Source organism: Glutamicibacter sp. NPDC087673 (genome assembly GCF_044743255.1).
Lineage (GTDB): Bacteria > Actinomycetota > Actinomycetes > Actinomycetales > Micrococcaceae > Glutamicibacter.
In genome coordinates this window covers 384,995-401,109 of sequence record NZ_JBIUWB010000001.1, presented here as the reverse complement: position 1 = coordinate 401,109, position 16,115 = coordinate 384,995, and the positions used below count along the sequence as shown (strand labels likewise).

General features: G+C 62.7%; 14 protein-coding genes. 13 read left to right on the top strand and 1 reads right to left on the bottom strand.

What is annotated here, in order from left to right:
- The first annotated feature begins 1,083 nt into the window (after positions 1-1,083).
- The 12 genes from ACIOTL_RS01905 to ACIOTL_RS01850 all read left to right on the top strand — a co-directional run bounded on the left by ACIOTL_RS01905 (position 1,084) and on the right by ACIOTL_RS01850 (position 13,174).
- Positions 1,084-2,142, top strand: a complete 1,059-nt coding sequence (locus ACIOTL_RS01905; RefSeq protein ID WP_400341485.1) for a nucleoside hydrolase — start codon at positions 1,084-1,086, stop codon at positions 2,140-2,142.
- A gap of 117 nt (positions 2,143-2,259) precedes the next feature.
- The gene (locus ACIOTL_RS01900; RefSeq protein WP_400341483.1) at positions 2,260-3,066 is read left to right on the top strand and encodes an ECF transporter S component; all 807 of its coding nucleotides are present in this window, start codon (positions 2,260-2,262) and stop codon (positions 3,064-3,066) included.
- 7 nt (positions 3,067-3,073) lie between these two features.
- Positions 3,074-3,832: an energy-coupling factor transporter transmembrane component T family protein gene (locus ACIOTL_RS01895; RefSeq protein ID WP_400341481.1), complete on the top strand. Its 759-nt coding sequence runs from the start codon at positions 3,074-3,076 to the stop codon at positions 3,830-3,832.
- Complete coding sequence (locus ACIOTL_RS01890; RefSeq protein ID WP_400341479.1) at positions 3,829-5,220, top strand: ATP-binding cassette domain-containing protein; 1,392 nt, start codon at positions 3,829-3,831, stop codon at positions 5,218-5,220. Before ACIOTL_RS01895 ends, ACIOTL_RS01890 begins: the two co-directional genes overlap by 4 nt.
- A gap of 530 nt (positions 5,221-5,750) precedes the next feature.
- Positions 5,751-7,139, top strand: a complete 1,389-nt coding sequence (locus tag ACIOTL_RS01885) for an LLM class flavin-dependent oxidoreductase (RefSeq protein WP_400341476.1) — start codon at positions 5,751-5,753, stop codon at positions 7,137-7,139.
- 9 nt (positions 7,140-7,148) lie between these two features.
- Positions 7,149-7,682, top strand: a complete 534-nt coding sequence (locus tag ACIOTL_RS01880) for a flavin reductase family protein (protein WP_208294291.1) — start codon at positions 7,149-7,151, stop codon at positions 7,680-7,682.
- A 4-nt stretch (positions 7,683-7,686) separates the two neighbouring features.
- A complete protein-coding gene (locus ACIOTL_RS01875; RefSeq protein WP_219844153.1) occupies positions 7,687-8,112 on the top strand; it encodes an ester cyclase in 426 nt (141 codons plus the stop codon).
- Between the two features lie 95 nt (positions 8,113-8,207).
- Positions 8,208-9,014 carry a 2-keto-4-pentenoate hydratase gene (locus tag ACIOTL_RS01870; protein ID WP_400341473.1) on the top strand — a complete coding sequence of 269 codons (807 nt, stop codon included), beginning with the start codon at positions 8,208-8,210 and terminating at the stop codon, positions 9,012-9,014.
- Between the two features lie 33 nt (positions 9,015-9,047).
- Positions 9,048-10,526, top strand: coding sequence for an aldehyde dehydrogenase (NADP(+)) (locus ACIOTL_RS01865; RefSeq protein ID WP_400341471.1), 1,479 nt, complete (start codon positions 9,048-9,050; stop codon positions 10,524-10,526).
- Between the two features lie 36 nt (positions 10,527-10,562).
- Positions 10,563-10,952, top strand: a complete 390-nt coding sequence (locus ACIOTL_RS01860) for a riboflavin kinase (RefSeq protein WP_400341469.1) — start codon at positions 10,563-10,565, stop codon at positions 10,950-10,952.
- Positions 10,949-11,134 (top strand): hypothetical protein, encoded by a 186-nt coding sequence (locus tag ACIOTL_RS01855; RefSeq protein ID WP_400341466.1) that lies wholly within the window; start codon positions 10,949-10,951, stop codon positions 11,132-11,134. Before ACIOTL_RS01860 ends, ACIOTL_RS01855 begins: the two co-directional genes overlap by 4 nt.
- Positions 11,135-11,662: 528 nt before the next feature.
- The gene (locus ACIOTL_RS01850) at positions 11,663-13,174 is read left to right on the top strand and encodes an MFS transporter (protein WP_400341464.1); all 1,512 of its coding nucleotides are present in this window, start codon (positions 11,663-11,665) and stop codon (positions 13,172-13,174) included.
- A gap of 81 nt (positions 13,175-13,255) precedes the next feature.
- Here ACIOTL_RS01850 and ACIOTL_RS01845 read toward each other — a convergent pair whose 3' ends face one another.
- Entirely contained in the window at positions 13,256-14,659 is a 1,404-nt protein-coding gene (locus tag ACIOTL_RS01845; RefSeq protein WP_400341462.1) for a PucR family transcriptional regulator, read from the bottom strand.
- A gap of 73 nt (positions 14,660-14,732) precedes the next feature.
- On the opposite strand from ACIOTL_RS01845, the gene ACIOTL_RS01840 reads away from it, so the two are divergent.
- Positions 14,733-16,094 (top strand): flavin monoamine oxidase family protein, encoded by a 1,362-nt coding sequence (locus ACIOTL_RS01840; protein WP_286172303.1) that lies wholly within the window; start codon positions 14,733-14,735, stop codon positions 16,092-16,094.
- Positions 16,095-16,115: the final 21 nt, after the last annotated feature.

Genomic DNA, 16,115 nt, shown 5'->3' with positions numbered 1-16,115 from the left:
CCGAGACAATGCCGCAGCTTGCCCATGGTGGTAGCCATGAGCCCGGTTCGGAGGACTTTGCCCGCGCATCGTATCCAATGGACTTTTCGTGCTTCGGGCCAGCTCTGCTCGGGTTGCATTGATGCGCTACCCGATCGTTACATCAGTGCTATCCGATGGGCGCACAGGTGCTTCCAAATACGTCTGCTGTACAGCATGGTCCATGGACGGTCGAAGCAGGTTTTTAATTCCTGTCTGCAACACCGGGAGCATGCCTGGCGTGCCGGGGTGCAGATTGTTGCGACGGACGGGACCGCCGGGTTCAAGACCGCGGCGGTGGAATAGCTGCTACTAGTGGTGGAAGGGCTGGATCCGTTCCACATGGTGAAGCTGGTAGGGACTGCGTTGGAGAAAGCCTGGCATCGATTCAAATTTGAGACCCTGACCCGGCGGGACCGGAGCAAGGAACCGTTGTCTCGGGTACCAAAGACGCTGCAGATCGGTGACGAACTGCTCAACGACGGGGAATGCTAGCTGGAGGCGTGGTTTGCTGTACTAAGCCATTAAGTAGTTGAAGCGACGTGGCAGGTGCAGCAGCGCTTGGTGGCCGATTGCCAGGCTCCCCGCTACAGGTGGGGAAAGAACGGTTGTGGGAATTGACCCATAGCTGGCAGCGGTCTTGCCTCAGGATTCAATCGAGTTGACGGCATTGGTGACAACGTTGACGAAGCGGGCTTTGGATATTTTGGCGTATTTTGGTCATGTGGGTTCGTCGATCGAGCCGAACGAGGTGATCATTGGGCGGTTGGAGAATCTTGGCGGTTCGGCTTTGGGATTCAGAATCCTCGCGAATTTCATAGTGAGATCCCTGTTGAAGCCTGGCGGGTTAGACAGGTATTGCACCACTAATTTTGAAGAACTCTCAAAGCTTCCAATCTTTGGCTAGCCTGATCATCTAATTGCGATAGTCCCAACCGTTCAGATCTCGCCGGATACATACACAGCGTAGTCCTTACTTGCGCGCGGACCTGTTGCATAGTCAAATACTAAATGTCGTCTTTTCTGAGGCTCAATGAAATATTGAGGTGTGTTGGGAGGTAATTCGTGGATCTCGTCCGTCTTCTAGTTGACTGCGACACCGGCATAGATGATGCCTTGGCGCTGGCCCATCTCTGCTCGCTCGAGCATGTCTGGATAGAGGCTGTTACAAGTACCCCGGGCAACGTCGAAGTCGAGCAGGTCGCTGCGAACAATCGCGCACTACTTACGCTCTGCGGAAAGTCGGACATTCCTGTGCTCATGGGCGTACGCGAGCCCCTAGAGGTCCCCCTAGTGACGACGCCGGAAACCCACGGGCCACAAGGTGTTGGCTATGCAACGCTCCCAGACCCGGAATCCTCTGTGTTGGAGGGTGCCGATGCCATCGATTATTGGATCGACGCTGCACGGAGCAACTCGGGCGAACTGACTGTACTTCTGACCGCGCCACTGACCAACTTCGCTCTGGCACTTCGCCGCGAACCACGCCTCCCCTGGATGCTGCGCAAGGTAGTGATCATGGGCGGCGCCTTCTACTACCAAGGCAACACCACGCCTACCGCTGAGTGGAACACTCACGTGGACCCGCATGCGGCAAAGGAGGTCTTTGCTGCTTACACGGCTGCCGCTGAACAAGGATTGGACTCTTCGAAGTTGCCGATCGTCTGTTCGCTGGACACCACGGAACGCTTCGAAATGCAGCCGGACTTCCTGACGAAGCTCTCCGAAGAAGCTGGATGCGCTGAACCAGAGATCGTCCAGGCTAGCGACCCGGAAGGGACCCTGAGCAAGTCCTCCAATCCGCTGGTGCGTTACCTCTCCGACGCCCTGCGGTTCTACTTCGAATTCCACAGGCACTACGACCAGGGCTATATCGCCCACGTGCACGACTACTTTGCCGCTGGCGTTGCCGCGGGAACCCTCGATTATGAAACCCGCCCCGCAACGGTGGACGTTGAGACAGAATCACAATTGCTCTTTGGCACAACCGTGGCCGATTTCCGTGGGCTGTGGGGCAAGCCGGCGAATGCCCAGGTGGTCGTGTCAAATGACCCCGAAGCAGGGTTTGCCGAGCTGGTCCAGCGCCTCGGTGCGCTAGCAAGGAAACTCAACGAGAATTCCTGAGCGCAGGCAGGTGGGCTAGAATCGTCTACCGGGTCGAGGTGACATAGACCCGCCATTCGCGCGTTGCGGGAGCAATCCTGCGCGCAGCCAAACTCGTATCCCCAGGATTGCCTCATCATGTCACCGAACCTTCTTTTGCCCGAAGCATCAGCGACCCAGCTCCTGCGCCGCAGGGTGCTCGGCGCAGCTGGAACCCTGTTGCTCGTTGGAACCTACCTGTTCCTGGTAATCACCCAACCCGCGGGAATCGTCGAGGGTCTGGGTCAGGGAGTTGCCTTGGCAACTTTCGCTGCTTACCTGATCGCTGCCGTCCTGCTGCTGTTCGCCGTGCTGCCGGATCTGCCGGTCTCCGCCCTGACACTGATCCCGGTCGCGCTGGCATTGAACATCATCCTGGGCCAATTCGTCGGGTCCGTCATGGTCCCGCTCTACCTGGATTCCATCGGTACTGTTCTCGTGGGCTTTTTGGCAGGCCGCCGTGCCGGTGCCGCTACTGGTGTGCTCAGCACGCTGATCTGGTCGCTGTTTGCCCCCACCGTCTTGCCGTTCGCTGCAGGAGCCGCGCTGGTTGGTTTCCTTGCGGGAACCGCCGCTCGCTACGGCGCCCTGCGCCGGCCATACCTTGCCCCAATCGCGGGCCTGGTTTCCGGTGTACTGGTTGGCGTAGTCTCATCCCCGGTGGCGGCCTTCGTCTATGGCGGCACCTCGGGTGTCGGTACCGGCGCAGTAGTTGCGGCCTTCCGCTCCATGGGGGATTCGCTGCTCTCCGCCGTCACCAAGCAGGCCCTGATCTCTGACCCGGGAGACAAGGCAATTGTCTTCCTCATCGCGGCGTTGCTGGTCTTCGCCTTGCCGAAGCGCTTGAGCGGTTCTTTTGAATTCATCCGCCGCTACAAGGTGCTGGGCAAGAGCGGAAACAAGTAGGCCACCTATGAAGCGCCGCATCGCTGAGTTGCATCCTTTTACCGTGCTTTGCCTAGCCGTGCTCACCGTTTCGGTGGCCACGGCTGCCAGCCGCTGGTGGCTGAGCTGCGCGGTAATAGTGCTTTGCCTGGCCATTGGCGCAGTTGCGGGCAAGGCCCGCAAACTCGCGGCGCTCAGCGGTGCCATCATGCTCCCGACTCTCCTGTCCTTGCTGATGATCCATGGACTGGCTTCACAGGATTCTTCGGCGGTGATCGCGGCCTGGGGGCCAATCAGCCTGACGCTTGGGGGAGTGGAGATCGCCATGGCCCTGGCCTTGCGCACGGCCGTGCTGGTGGTGGCGGGTTTGCTTTGCGGTCTGCTGATCGACAAGCACCAGCTGGTGGCAGCTATCGACTTGTCTCCGGCTCCGCCGCAGGCGGGATACCTGTTGGCATCCACGCTGTTCCTTCTTCCGCAGATGATGGAAAAGCAGCATGCCATTGGCCAAGCCCAGGCCTTGCGGAAAGCAGGAACCGGCCGGGGCCTGGCCGGCTGGCTGCAGCGCCTGAGGCTGCGAGCAGTACCGCTGGTGCTCTCCTCGGTGCAAGATGCCCATGACCGTTCGGTGCATCTGGCCGCGCGCGGTTTCCCCGCCCGCGGTGAGCACAGCAGATTGCGCCACGTCGCGGACTCGCAGATCCAAAGGGGCGTCCGCTGGGTTGCCCTGCTCTGTTCGGTGCTGGTGCCGGTAGCGATTCTGGTGCCACTCGGGGGAGCCTCATGATGGTTATGGAACACCGTGCACCTGCCGGAACCACCGCGGCGCTGCACCTCAGGCTGGGAAGCTTCCGCTACTCCGAGGCGCACGCCGAGGCCTTGCGCGAGATCGAGTTGGAATTCTCCCCGGGTTCCCTGACTGTCATTGCCGGCGACTCTGGATCCGGAAAGTCCACGCTGGGCGGAGTACTCGCTGGCATGCTTCCGCGGCCAGGAGCGGACCAATGCGAGGGAACGGTGATCCTGGCGGGGCAACGGATCGATTATTCTCCGGAGCATTGGCCACGCATCGACGTCGCAGGCTGGGCCAGGCACGTAGGACTGCTGCCCCAGGATGCCGGGCTCTACCTCTCGGGGATCCGCCAGACGGTTGCAGAAGAGCTGGTCTTCGCGCGGGAGAACGAAGGAATGCCCCGTGAAGAGATGGCAGAGCTCATCGACGAGCTATCCACGCGGCTGTCCCTGGAACATCTGCTGGAACGCGATCCCGCCAAGCTTTCAGGAGGCCAAGAACGTCTGGTCGCACTGGCCGCGTTGTCCGCAGCCAAACCGTCCATCATTGTGCTCGATGAACCGTTGGCCGGGTTGGATTCCAAGGCAACTCAGGCCGTGACCTCGATGATCACCAGGTTACGTGCCGAGGGCACTGCACTTGTGGTGCTGAGCCGGACGGCAGAAGCATGGGACGCAGAAGCGGATTCACTGTGGAACTTGGCGGAGGGAACTTTGCAGCGGGCAACTGCAGGCGCTGCAACCACTGCGTTGCCTTCCAAGTCAAAAAGACCATCTGTCCCCGCTGCATCTGCAAAGCCTTTGCTGGGCTTTTCCGGCGTGCAACTCGGATACCAAGGCGCCAGCGCCCCGGTCCTCTCCAGCCTTGAGCTTGAAGTCCGTGCCGGTGAATGCGTGGGGCTGGCCGGCGCCAACGGAACGGGCAAGACGACACTGCTCAAAGCCGCCGCAGGGCTGATCAAGCCAGCTGCCGGAAAAGTGCAGGTGGCAGCTGATGCCGGGATGCTCCTACAGAATCCTTCGGACCAGCTCTTCGAACGTACGGTAGCCCGGGAGGTCGCTTTCGGCCTTCCCAAGAAGAGCATCCAACGTGTCCGCGTGCCGTTGGTGCTTGCACAGCTGGGCCTGGAATCCTACGCGCAGACCCACCCTTATGAACTGCCGGCTTCGGCCCGCCGACTCGTTGCCTTGGCCACCGTGCTGGTGCGCGAACCGCAGCTGCTCCTTCTTGATGAACCAACCGAGGCGCTGGATTCGGCCGGGCTTCAATGCCTGTGCGAGGCAATCGATTCGGTACTCGAACGCGGGGGAGCGGTGCTGTTCTCCTCCCACGATGAGCGGTTCATGTCGTCCACCGCGCACAGGGTGCACCAGCTGTCGTAGCAATTTTTCTGCTGCGGGATAGGCGCCCGCGTCTGGGCCAAGCCTATTCCCGGTGCGCTCCAAGGTAATCAAGTCTCTGCGCCATGCACGCCGTACGGTGAATTCACACCCTTCTGCCCCGGTGGATTGTGGGTACTCGTCTATTCGGTCAGCCATTATTGCACCTCGCGAGCTGAGTCATCATTCCGGCCGTGCAAGGAATTGGTCCCCAAACCAAGGTAAAAACGCAGTCGTAGGTCAGCTCATCGAGAGAACTGCGCCGGCTGCTCCGCTGGTTCCTCCTCGCACCAACATTCTCTTGGCGTCACCAGATTTCATGCCTTCAACCCACGCGTACGCGAAGTGACGTGGAGGAATCGGAAGCGGCTGGCTTTTGCTGCAAAGCCCGCCTGCGAGCTTGCTTGTCACAATTGCCGATCCATGTGAAATAGAACTCCTTTACCGCTTGACGGTGTGGCCTTCGACACCCTAGTCTGTGATCACTGAATAAACACATAGTTCATCTAGTGAACACATTGAAGGGATTCAACATGACAAAAGAGATGCGCGTTTTCGCGTTCGACTTCAACGGCCCGGCGCATCTTTCCGCTGGCACCTGGCGCCACCCGAAGGACCGGGGTGGTGAATACAAGTCGCTTGGCTACTGGGTCGAATGCGCGAAACTGCTCGAAGCTGCCTGCTTTGACGGGATTTTCTTTGCCGACAACGACGGCTACCACGAGACCTACAAGGGCTCGGTGAACGATTCCCTGAAGGACGCCGCTCAGATCCCGGCCAATGATCCTTCATACCTGATTCCAGCCATGGCCGCGGTAACCAAGAACCTGAGCTTCGGCGTCACCTCCTCCACCGCCTACGACGCCCCGTACAAGCTGGCCCGCAAGTTCTCCACGCTGGATCACCTGACCGATGGCCGGGTGGGATGGAACGTAGTCACCTCTTACACCAACAGCGCAGCGCGGAACATCGCCGGGCTCGAAGCCGCCGAAGCCCACGACGACCGCTACGCCCGCGCCGAGGAATTCATCACCGTGGCCATGAAGCTCTGGGAGACTTCGTGGGACGAGGACGCAGTGCTGCGCGACGCCTCGACCTCCACCTACGTGGACCCCAGCCGCGTGCACAACATCGAGCACCAGGGCGAGCACTTCAGCGTTCCGGGCATCCACCTGTGCGAACCCTCGCCGCAGCGCACCCCGGTCATCTTCCAGGCCGGCGGATCCCCGCGCGGCGTGGCGCTGGCCGCCAAGACAGCCGAGGCTGTCTTCCTGAACGCGATGACCAAGGAAGCGCTGAAGAAGCAGGTCGACGGGCTGAAGGCCAAGGCGCTGGAATTCGGGCGCAATCCGGAGAACATCGCCACCTTGCAGATGATCACCGTCATCAGCGCTGCCACCGATGAAGAAGCGCAAGCCAAATACGAGGAGTACCTCAAACTGGTCTCCTACGACGGGGCCATGGCCCGCTACAGCAGCTGGGCGGGGGTGGACTTGTCGGCCTTCGACCCGGATGTCCCGCTGAAGGAGATCGATACGAACGCCGGGCAGACCATGCTGAACTTCTTCCTGAAGATGGACCCGTCCAAGGACTGGACCACCCGCGACATCGCCGAGTACATCGGCATCGGCGGCACCTCGCCAGTCATCGTGGGCGGACCGGAAACCTGCGCGGATGAGCTGATTTCCTGGATGGACCAGACCGGAGCCAGCGGCTTCAACCTGGCCAATGCCATCAAGTTCCAGGACATCAAGAACTTCGCCGAATTCGTCGTTCCCGAGCTGCAGCGCCGAGGCGCCATGCGCACCTCCTTCGCCGGGTCCACCCTGCGCGAGACGCTCTTCGGAGAAGGCAACGCCCGGCTGCCCCTGGACCACCCAGGCGCAGCACTGAACCAGCAGACCACCGCGCAAGCCAGCTAGGAGTTTCCCATGTCCATCATTGTGACCCCGCAGAACACGGGGATTGATCCGGCCGAATACCGCAAGGTCTTCGGCGCCCTGCCCACCGGCGTCACCGCCATCACCGGCATGACCGCCGCCGGCAAGCCCATGGGCTTCGTCGTGGGAACCTTCATGTCCCTGTCGCTGGAACCGCCGCTGGTCACCTTCTGCGTCGACAAGGGTTCGAGCACCTGGCCGACCCTGCGCTCCCTGGGCCGCTTCACCGCGAACATCCTATCCACCGAGCAGCTTCCGGTCAGCCGGGCGCTTTCCCGCAAGGGTGTGGACAAGTTCGAGGGCATCGACTACGAGATCGGCGCCAACGGCACCCCGCGCATCGCCGGCGCTTCGGCCTGGATCGACTGCGAAGTGCTTTCGGAAGTCGTTGCCGGTGACCACTACATGATTGTCGGCGGAGTGGAAACCATGGAAGCCACAGAGCGCGAAGCGCTGCTCTTCCGCGGCGGAAAATTCGGAGATTTCAACCTTTGGCCGGCACCGGCCCCAACTGCAAAGGCCTAGCATCATGGCATCAATCCTGGAACGCATCACCTCCGCCTGGACCGAGGCGTGGAGCAAGGGCAACACCGCGGCTTTCGCGGATCTGGTATCCGAAGACTACGTGCGCTACTCCAAGACCGGCGAAGAGCGCATCGATGACCTGTTCCGCCAGATCACCGAATCCCACCAGGCCTTCAGCGACTTCAACATGGAAATCCTGCGGGCTATCGAGGATGACAACCTGGCAGCAATCCACTGGCGCAGCACCGGGGTGCACACCGGGGAATTCATGGGCGTCCCGCCGACCGGACGCACGGTGACTGTTACCGGCGCGACCTTCATCAGCCATTGCGATGGCAAGGTCACCGAGGAATCGGTGGTCTGGGATCCGCGAGAAATGCTTTCGGCCATGAGTATCTGGCACCTGGGCGACCAGCGGATCAAAAAGTAGCAAGCAGCAGCGACGGGGCGGCAGGCAAGCCGCTGCCCCGTCGTCCCAAGACATTCCGGCGGCCAGCGCCGCCCGAGGTGAGGATGGAGATCCCTTTGCCAATCAACATTGCCCAGACTGCCCAACGCCTGATTTCCGCCAAGGAATCACGCCAGCCACTGGAGAGCCTGATCGATCATTCCGCAGGCCCCACGGTGGCCGATGCCTTCCGCGTGCAGCAGGAGATCATCCGGCTGAATGTCGAAGCGGGGGACAGCGTCGCCGGCTTCAAGCTGGGCAACATCGCCAAGGCCATGCAGAGCAAGTTCGGGGTGGACGAACCGGACTACGGCTACCTGCTGGCCAGCCAGTTCTACCCGGAGAACCTGCCGATCAGCGCGGCCGACTTCATCGAGCCGTTCACCGAGCTGGAACCGGGCTTCGTGCTGAAGAAGGACCTGGGCGGCAAGCATGTCACCGCAGCGGATGTCATGGCCGCCACCGACTTCGTGGTGCCCGCACTGGAAATCATCGACTCGCGGATCAAGGACTGGAAGATCGGCCTGTTCGACACCCTGGCCGATAACGGTTCGGTGGGCGGGGTGATTCTCGGCGGGCAGCCGCGCAAGCTGTCCGAGGTCAATCTCGCCAACCAGCCCGGTTGCATTGAATTCGACGGCCAACAAGTGGCCCGCGGGAACACCAATGCCATCCACGGCAATCCTGTGTCGGCCATCGCCTGGCTCTGCCGGCGCATCGCAGAATACGGAATCACCCTGAAGGCCGGCCAATTCATTCTGCCAGGCAGTTGCCTGGCTGCCGAGAAGATGGTCCCGGGCACGGCGATCACCGGCCGCTTCGAAGGCTGGGGGGAAATCTCCTTCGACTACACGCCGGAACCTAGTTCCGCCACGCATTCCTGAACCGCTACACACAGAGCAGAAAAGAGCTTGAAAATGGCCCTGAGCATTGCGACAACTACCGAAAACACCACCACCGAGCAGCTGGAAGCCTATCTTGCCGCCGCGCAAGCCAGCTTCGGCACCTGGGCCGCAACCAGCCCGGCCCGGCGAGCCGGAATCCTGGACGCCGTGGGCGATGCGCTGGATGCCGCCGCGGACCAGCTGGTTCCGATAGCCATGGCCGAGACCAACCTGCCCGAACCGCGCCTTCGCGGGGAACTGAAGCGCACCACCTTCCAGCTGCGCTTCTTCGGGGAATTGCTGCGCGATGGCGGATACCTCGACGCGCGCATCGACCATGCCGATGCGCAGTGGCCCATGGGAGCCGCCCGCCCGGATCTGCGGCGCACCCGCATTCCGCTCGGTCCGGTCGTGGTCTTCGCGGCCAGCAACTTCCCCTTCGCCTTCTCGGTGGCCGGCGGCGACAGCGCCTCGGCGCTGGCGGCGGGCAACCCGGTCATCGTCAAGGCGCACCATGGGCATCTGGAACTCTCGCGGCTCACCGCCCAGGTGGTCAACGATGCCTTGGCTGGGGCTGGCGCGCCAGACGGGCTATTCCAGGTCGTCTTCGGAACCGAAGCCGGGCGCACCGTCCTGCTGGATCCGCGGATCAAGGCCGCAGGATTCACCGGTTCCATCCCCGGGGGCCGGGCCCTGATGGACCTGGCTGTTTCCCGCGATGAACCAATTCCCTTCTACGGGGAGCTGGGCAGCAACAACCCGGTGTTCGTCACCGAGCAGGCTGCCAGCGTGCGCGGCGAGCAGATCGTCGCCGATTTCATCGGCTCCTTCACCACCAGCGCCGGGCAGCTGTGCACCAAGCCCGGAACGCTGTTCATCCCGCGCGGCTCGGGCTTGCGCCCGTTGCTGTCCGAGGCCGCGCTCCCGGCTGGGGCCGGGCTGCTGAACCAGCGCATCCGCGAAGGCTACGGGCAGGTGCTGGACCAGCTGTCCGCGCACCCCGGTGTCGAGGTGCTCGCGCAGGGCGGCGAACCGCTGGGCGAGCAGCCTTCGCCCACCTTGCTGATCACCGGCATCGACGAGCTGCTGGCAGATCCGCAGGCCTTGCAGGCCGAGTGCTTCGGGCCGACTGCACTGGTCGTGGAATACGACTCCGAGCAGCAGCTGGTGGCTGCGGCGCAGACCTTCGAGGGCCAGCTGACCGCAACCATCCACGGCGAAGAAGGCGACCGCGTCCAAGAGCTGGTCGCGGTGCTGGCGAACAAGGCCGGACGCGTGCTGTGGAACCAGTGGCCCACCGGGGTTTCGGTGACCTACGCCCAGCAACATGGCGGCCCCTACCCGGCCACCACCGCGGTGGGGACCACCTCGGTCGGTGCCGCCGCCATCGAGCGGTTCGTGCGCCCGGTGGCCTACCAGAACTTCCCGCAGCATCTGCTCCCGGCACAGCTGCAGGATGCCAACCCGGACAGCGTTCCGCAGCTGGTCAACGGCCAGCCGCGCGGTCGCTGACCGGAACCGCGAAGTACCACCAGGAGGGAAGAGCCCATGCATGCCATTGAAGGAATCGTCGAGCACGGAGACGCCCGCGGGCGAGAACTCGGCTTCCGCACCGCGAATATCCCCATGCTGCAAGATGACCAGCTCGAAGGCGTGTGGGGTGCCGAAGTGCAGCTGCCCGATGGGCGCCAGGTGCCTGCCTGCGTGTCCATCGGCCGGCGCGCCACCTTCTACCGCACCGGCGGGCAGGTGCTGCTCGAAGCGCATCTGCTCGACTTCTCCGGGGATCTCTACGGTCAGCACCTGGTGGTGCGCCTGCTGGAATTCCAGCGCCCGCAAATTGAATATGCGGATGCTGGAACCCTGGTGGAACAGCTGCATCGGGATGTGGCCGAGACGCGACGCGCGGCACAGCTGCGGGAAAGCGTCCTTGCATGAGCGGGATCGCAATGGCGCCCCCGGCTGCGCCGCCGTCCTGGGCGGTGCAGCGGGTGACGACCGTCATTGAACGCCAGGGCATCCCGGTGCCGATCCGCGATGCCAAGCGCATCGCACAAAAAGCCGGGGTGAGCAAGAGCCTGGCCCGCCGCTGCATCCACTACATGGACAGCGGAAAATAGCCTCCCGCAGGGACCAGGCCTGCTGGACAAGGCCCCTGGCTCCCGGGCGCTGGACGCCGCGGGCCTGAGGCGCCACCGGCAAAAATCCTGGTGCCTCTCCACCCAAGCCGCGCGAATCCCCGCGGGATCATCCCGCTTCCTCGCGCGGCTTTCTGGCGCTGCCTTGGCGCCCTCGTGCCGCCATGGGCCCGGCCATATGGGCAATGCTCCTGCGCCGTCGCGGGTTTAATCCGGGACATTTCTGCTCAACGCCCAGGGCGCCAAAAACATCTCAGTCGCCATGTCAGCTCCGTTCGTGCAGCTGCACTCCTTGAATTTCCGGGCCCCGAAGCTGGGTCCGAGGATGAAATGTTTTGCAGAATGTGTTGTGCATCACCGAAGTGTCGTGTTCACTAGATAACTAGCATGATCATCTGGTGAACGTTATGAAGTTCTTGTTTCGCTATTGCAAGTGAAAATTCCACAGCAGTTCATGCGCAGCGAGAGCATCAGATCTCGAAACCAATTCCCGGCAGGAAAGAGAATACGATGAGCGAATCATCGAGAATGCAGCGCCCCGCGTTGCCCAAGGTATCGCGCAGGCTCCGCGCCGATGACTGCATTGTCGTCGACAAGAAGGAATTGCGCCGCGCACAGATCGGCGCGGGCATTGGCAATTTCATCGAATGGTATGACATCGGGGTCTACGGCTACCTGGCAGTGACCATGACCGCGGTCTTCACCGAAGGCATGGACCAGAGCATGGGCCTGCTGGTAACGCTGTTCGGTTTCGCCGTGTCCTTCATCGTCCGCCCGCTGGGCGGAATGATCCTGGGCCCGCTCGGGGACAAGATCGGCCGGCGCAAGGTCATGTTCTTCACCATCGCCCTGATGGCCGGAGCCACCACGCTGATTGGCTTGCTTCCCACCGCTGGGCAGGTCGGCCTGTGGGTGATCGTCCCGCTGTACCTGCTCAAGATGCTGCAGGGCTTCTCCACCGGCGGCGAATACTCCGGCGCCGCAACCTACGTTGCCGAGTTCTCCCCGGATGACCGCCGCGGATTCATGACCTCCCTGCTGAACTCGGGATCGATGCTCGGCTTCGCTGCCGGTGCGGCAGTTGTCGCTGCGACTTCCATGCTCACCACATCGGTGTGGGGCGAGAATGCAATGCTCGCCGGCGGCTGGCGCATCCCGTTCCTGGTTGCCTTGCCGCTGGGCATCGTGGCGATTTCACTGCGCAGCAAGATCCCGGAATCCCCGACCTTCGAAGCGGCCCGCGAGGCTGCCGAGGTCGGCAAGGTCCATCCGATGTTCGTCCGCCACAATCTGCCGAACATCTTCCGCCACTACTGGCCGCAGATCCTCATCGGCTGCGCGCTGATCGCCGCGGATGGCACCTCCGGATATATGCTCACCAGCTACATGCCCACCTACCTCGAAGCGGAAATCGGGTCGCCGTCAGTGCACACCGCAGTGGCTGCGGTAGTTGTGCTGGTCCTGCAGGCGGCGCTGATCCCGCTGGTGGCGATCTGGTCCGACAAGATCGGGCGGCGCCCGATCTACATGATGGCTACCATCGGCAACCTGGTCCTGCTGGTGCCCGCCTTTGCGCTGATGCACGTGGGAACCATGTGGTCGCTGTACCTCTCGCTGTTCATGGTGGCCCTGCCCAGCGCCTTCTTCTTGGCCCTGACCGGCTCGGTCATGTCCGAGCTGTTCCCCACCGCTTCGCGGTACGGCGGAATGGGAGTCACACACAACCTGTCGATCTCCATTTTCGGCGGAACCACGCCGCTGGTCAGCCAGATCCTGGTGAACACCACCGGCAACCACTTCGCACCGGCCTACTACATCATGTTCTTCTCGGTCATCGCGCTTTTTGCCACCTTCAAGCTGCGCGAGACGGCATCCCGTCCGCTGCTCGGTTCGGCGCCCGTGGTGCGCACGCGCGAAGAAGCGCTCGCCTTGGCCAATGGGCAGGATGAAAATGAGCTGCTGGATACCTCCACCATGCTTCTCGCCCCGGTGCCAGCCCGAGCTCCAGAAACGAGCAGCTAGAATCGAAAAGCCTTGCAGCAACCGCCCGGTGGGCGTTCCCGACGGAGGGAACGCGTATCGGGCGGTTCGCGTTGCGGGGGCCTATCCGCTGTAGTTGGTGCGTGCTGATCCGGTCTGTGTGATGGGCCAGGCCTTGCGCGCGAGGTAGAAGTCCGAGATATCCACTACTTTGCGTACGCTGCGCCCGGTCAGCAATTCGGCCTGCTTGATCCGGTAGGCCAAGGTCTGCCGGTGGATGCCCAAGAAATTCGCGGTGTGCTGCCATTGCAGGTCGCGGTCCAGCAAGGCGAAAAGGGAATCCCGGTACACGGCTACCTGGTTGCTGGAGCCTGCCAGCGGGCCGAGCACCATGCTGACGATTCGCTCGGCTTCCGAGGCGGATCGGGCCAGCAGTGACACCTGCAGTCCGGAGAATTCAACGAGTTCTCCGGGCCGGGGTTCAGAAGGAATCGCCCCCTGCGCTTCTTGCGCCGCGCCTTCGAGGTCCGCGAAGCGCTGCTGCGGTGAGCTTAGTCCGAAAGTGGCCTGCAATTCGCTGGCGATCGTCCGTAGCACCGGAAGATCCTTCTCGCGCACTACGGCGATGGAGTTGTTCTTCCACGACGTGGCTAGCGGCATCAACCCGTGCAAGGACAGGGACATCGCCACGGCATCGAGCAGCTTTCCCGGGGCGCAGGCGACCCGGAATCCGGGCTCCCCAGCGATCCATGCACCGCCATCGATATCGTGTTCGCCCAGCTTGCCGGCCAGGCCCAGTCGCAGGGAAGTTTCGGCCGCGGCGACGGCATTGCCGGCATCCTGGAGCAGCGAATTGGCATCGACCGCGAGGATCTGCTTGAGGTGCACCAGCAGCAGGGCATCCAGTTGCGCGTCGGCCGGGACGAGCAATTGGGTGGGGCGGATGGTGGACAGGGAGTGGCGGCGATGCGCATTCGTGGGCAGTGTGCCGATCACTGGGCATCCGGTCATCGTGTCCTGGACAGCAATGTCCACCGAGCACAGCTTTTCCACCCAGTCGCCGCTGCGCTTGCCCTTCCGGTTCTGCGATCCGGCTTCCTGGTACATCCGGGAAAGTAGCAGGACCGAGCGGTTCAGCTGGTTGGTGGTCACGGCGGCCACTGTCCGGGCGATCACCACGAAGGGGGTTTGCGGTCCGGTGGACAGCACCGGGAAGGTCAGTTCATCGGCCGCCTGCAGCATCTCGCGTGTGAGCTCGGGTGCGAGCCCATCCTGGCCAATGATCAGCCCTGCAATCCCCGCAGCATCCGCCTTGCGGACGAAATCGGCCTGCTCTTGGGCTTCCGCGGGGATATTCAGGCCCAGGGACATCAATAGTTCCTCGTTACCCAGCCAGCGCCACGGCTCAGCGGATTCGCTGGTCTGCGCCCAGCGCACGATGCGTCCAAGGCCTGACTGGCCGGCGATCACCTTGGTATCCAAGGCCGGATCGGAAATGAGTTTGGCGATCGTGAGCAGTTCCGCCATCTTTTCTCCAGGATTTTGTGCGCAGTGATGAAAATAGTATGAATATCATACATCCGCATAAGTGATCTCCGGGATGCCGCACCATACAGTGGCTACCAGTACACGACTGGCACATGAAAAGGACCGGAAAACCATGGACAACACTTACGACTCAGATGTCATCATCATCGGCGCCGGCCTGGCCGGACTGACCGCCGCCCGCGAACTGGGCGCAGCCGACTACTCGGTCACCGTGCTCGAAGCGCGCGACCGCATGGGCGGCCGCCTCTACACCGAGGACCGCCTGGGCAAGCACCTGGAGCTGGGCGGAAACTGGCTGCACTGGACCCAGCCGCACGTGTGGGCCGAGGTCACCCGCTACGGACTGCGCGCGGGCCGCGGCCCGAAGTCCGAGGAGACCTTCTGGTATGCCGATGGCAAGGTGCAGCGCGGGGACCTGGCCGGCTTCATGGACCTGATCGACCACGGCATGCACGCCCTGGTAGGCGAAAGCGGAAAGCTCCTGCCGCGCCCCGACTTGGTCTCCAATGACGATCAGTTCGCGCAGGCCGATCAGCTGACCTTGCAGCAGGCCCTTGACCGCCTGGATCTGAGCGATGACGAGCGGCAGGCCAATGAAGCGGCCTGGGTGGGGCATTGCAATGGGCCGCTGGACCAGGTCGGCTTCAGCGCAGCGATCCGCTGGACCGCGGCCACCTCCGGAGCATGGCGCGTCATGCATGAGGCCAGCGCCGTTTACCGGCTGGAAGATGGCAATGACCAGCTGGTCAAGGCCATTGCATCCGACGTTCCCGGAGAGATCCGCCTGAATGCGCCAGTGGCCTCGATTGCCCACGATGAGCAGGGCGCCACCGTGGTACTGGCAAGCGGCGAGAGCTTGCGCGCTCGCCGGGTCATTGTCACCGTTCCGCTGAACATCCTGCACGAGCTGGATATCCAGCCTGCGCTGTCGCCGGTCAAGCGCGAGGTGAGCCAGGCAGGTACCGCATCACAGGGGCTCAAGCTCTGGATCCGGGTGAAGGGTCCGATCAAGCCATTCTTCGCGTACTCCACGCAGGAGCACCCGCTCTCGGTGGTACGCACGGAATTCGTGGGCGAAGAGGATGCAGTACTGGTCTCCTTCGGCGCCGACGCCTCACGCTTGGACATCACCAGTATCGAGGACGTGCAGGAAGCGCTGCGTGCCTGGCGCGATGACCTGGAAGTCCTGGAAATCGCGGCCCACGACTGGAACGCGGATCCCTACGCCAAGGAAACCTGGCTCATCCACCGGCCGCAGGCCTACACCACGGGCCAAGCCGAGCTGCAGCGTGCCGAAGGGGCAGTGCACCTGGCCGGCAGCGACCTGGCCAACCTTTGGGCCGGCTTCTTCGACGGTGCTATCGAGAGCGGGTTGCGGGTATCCCGTGAGGTGCGCGCCGCACTCGAAGGGTAATCGGGCCTTGGCTCGATTTAT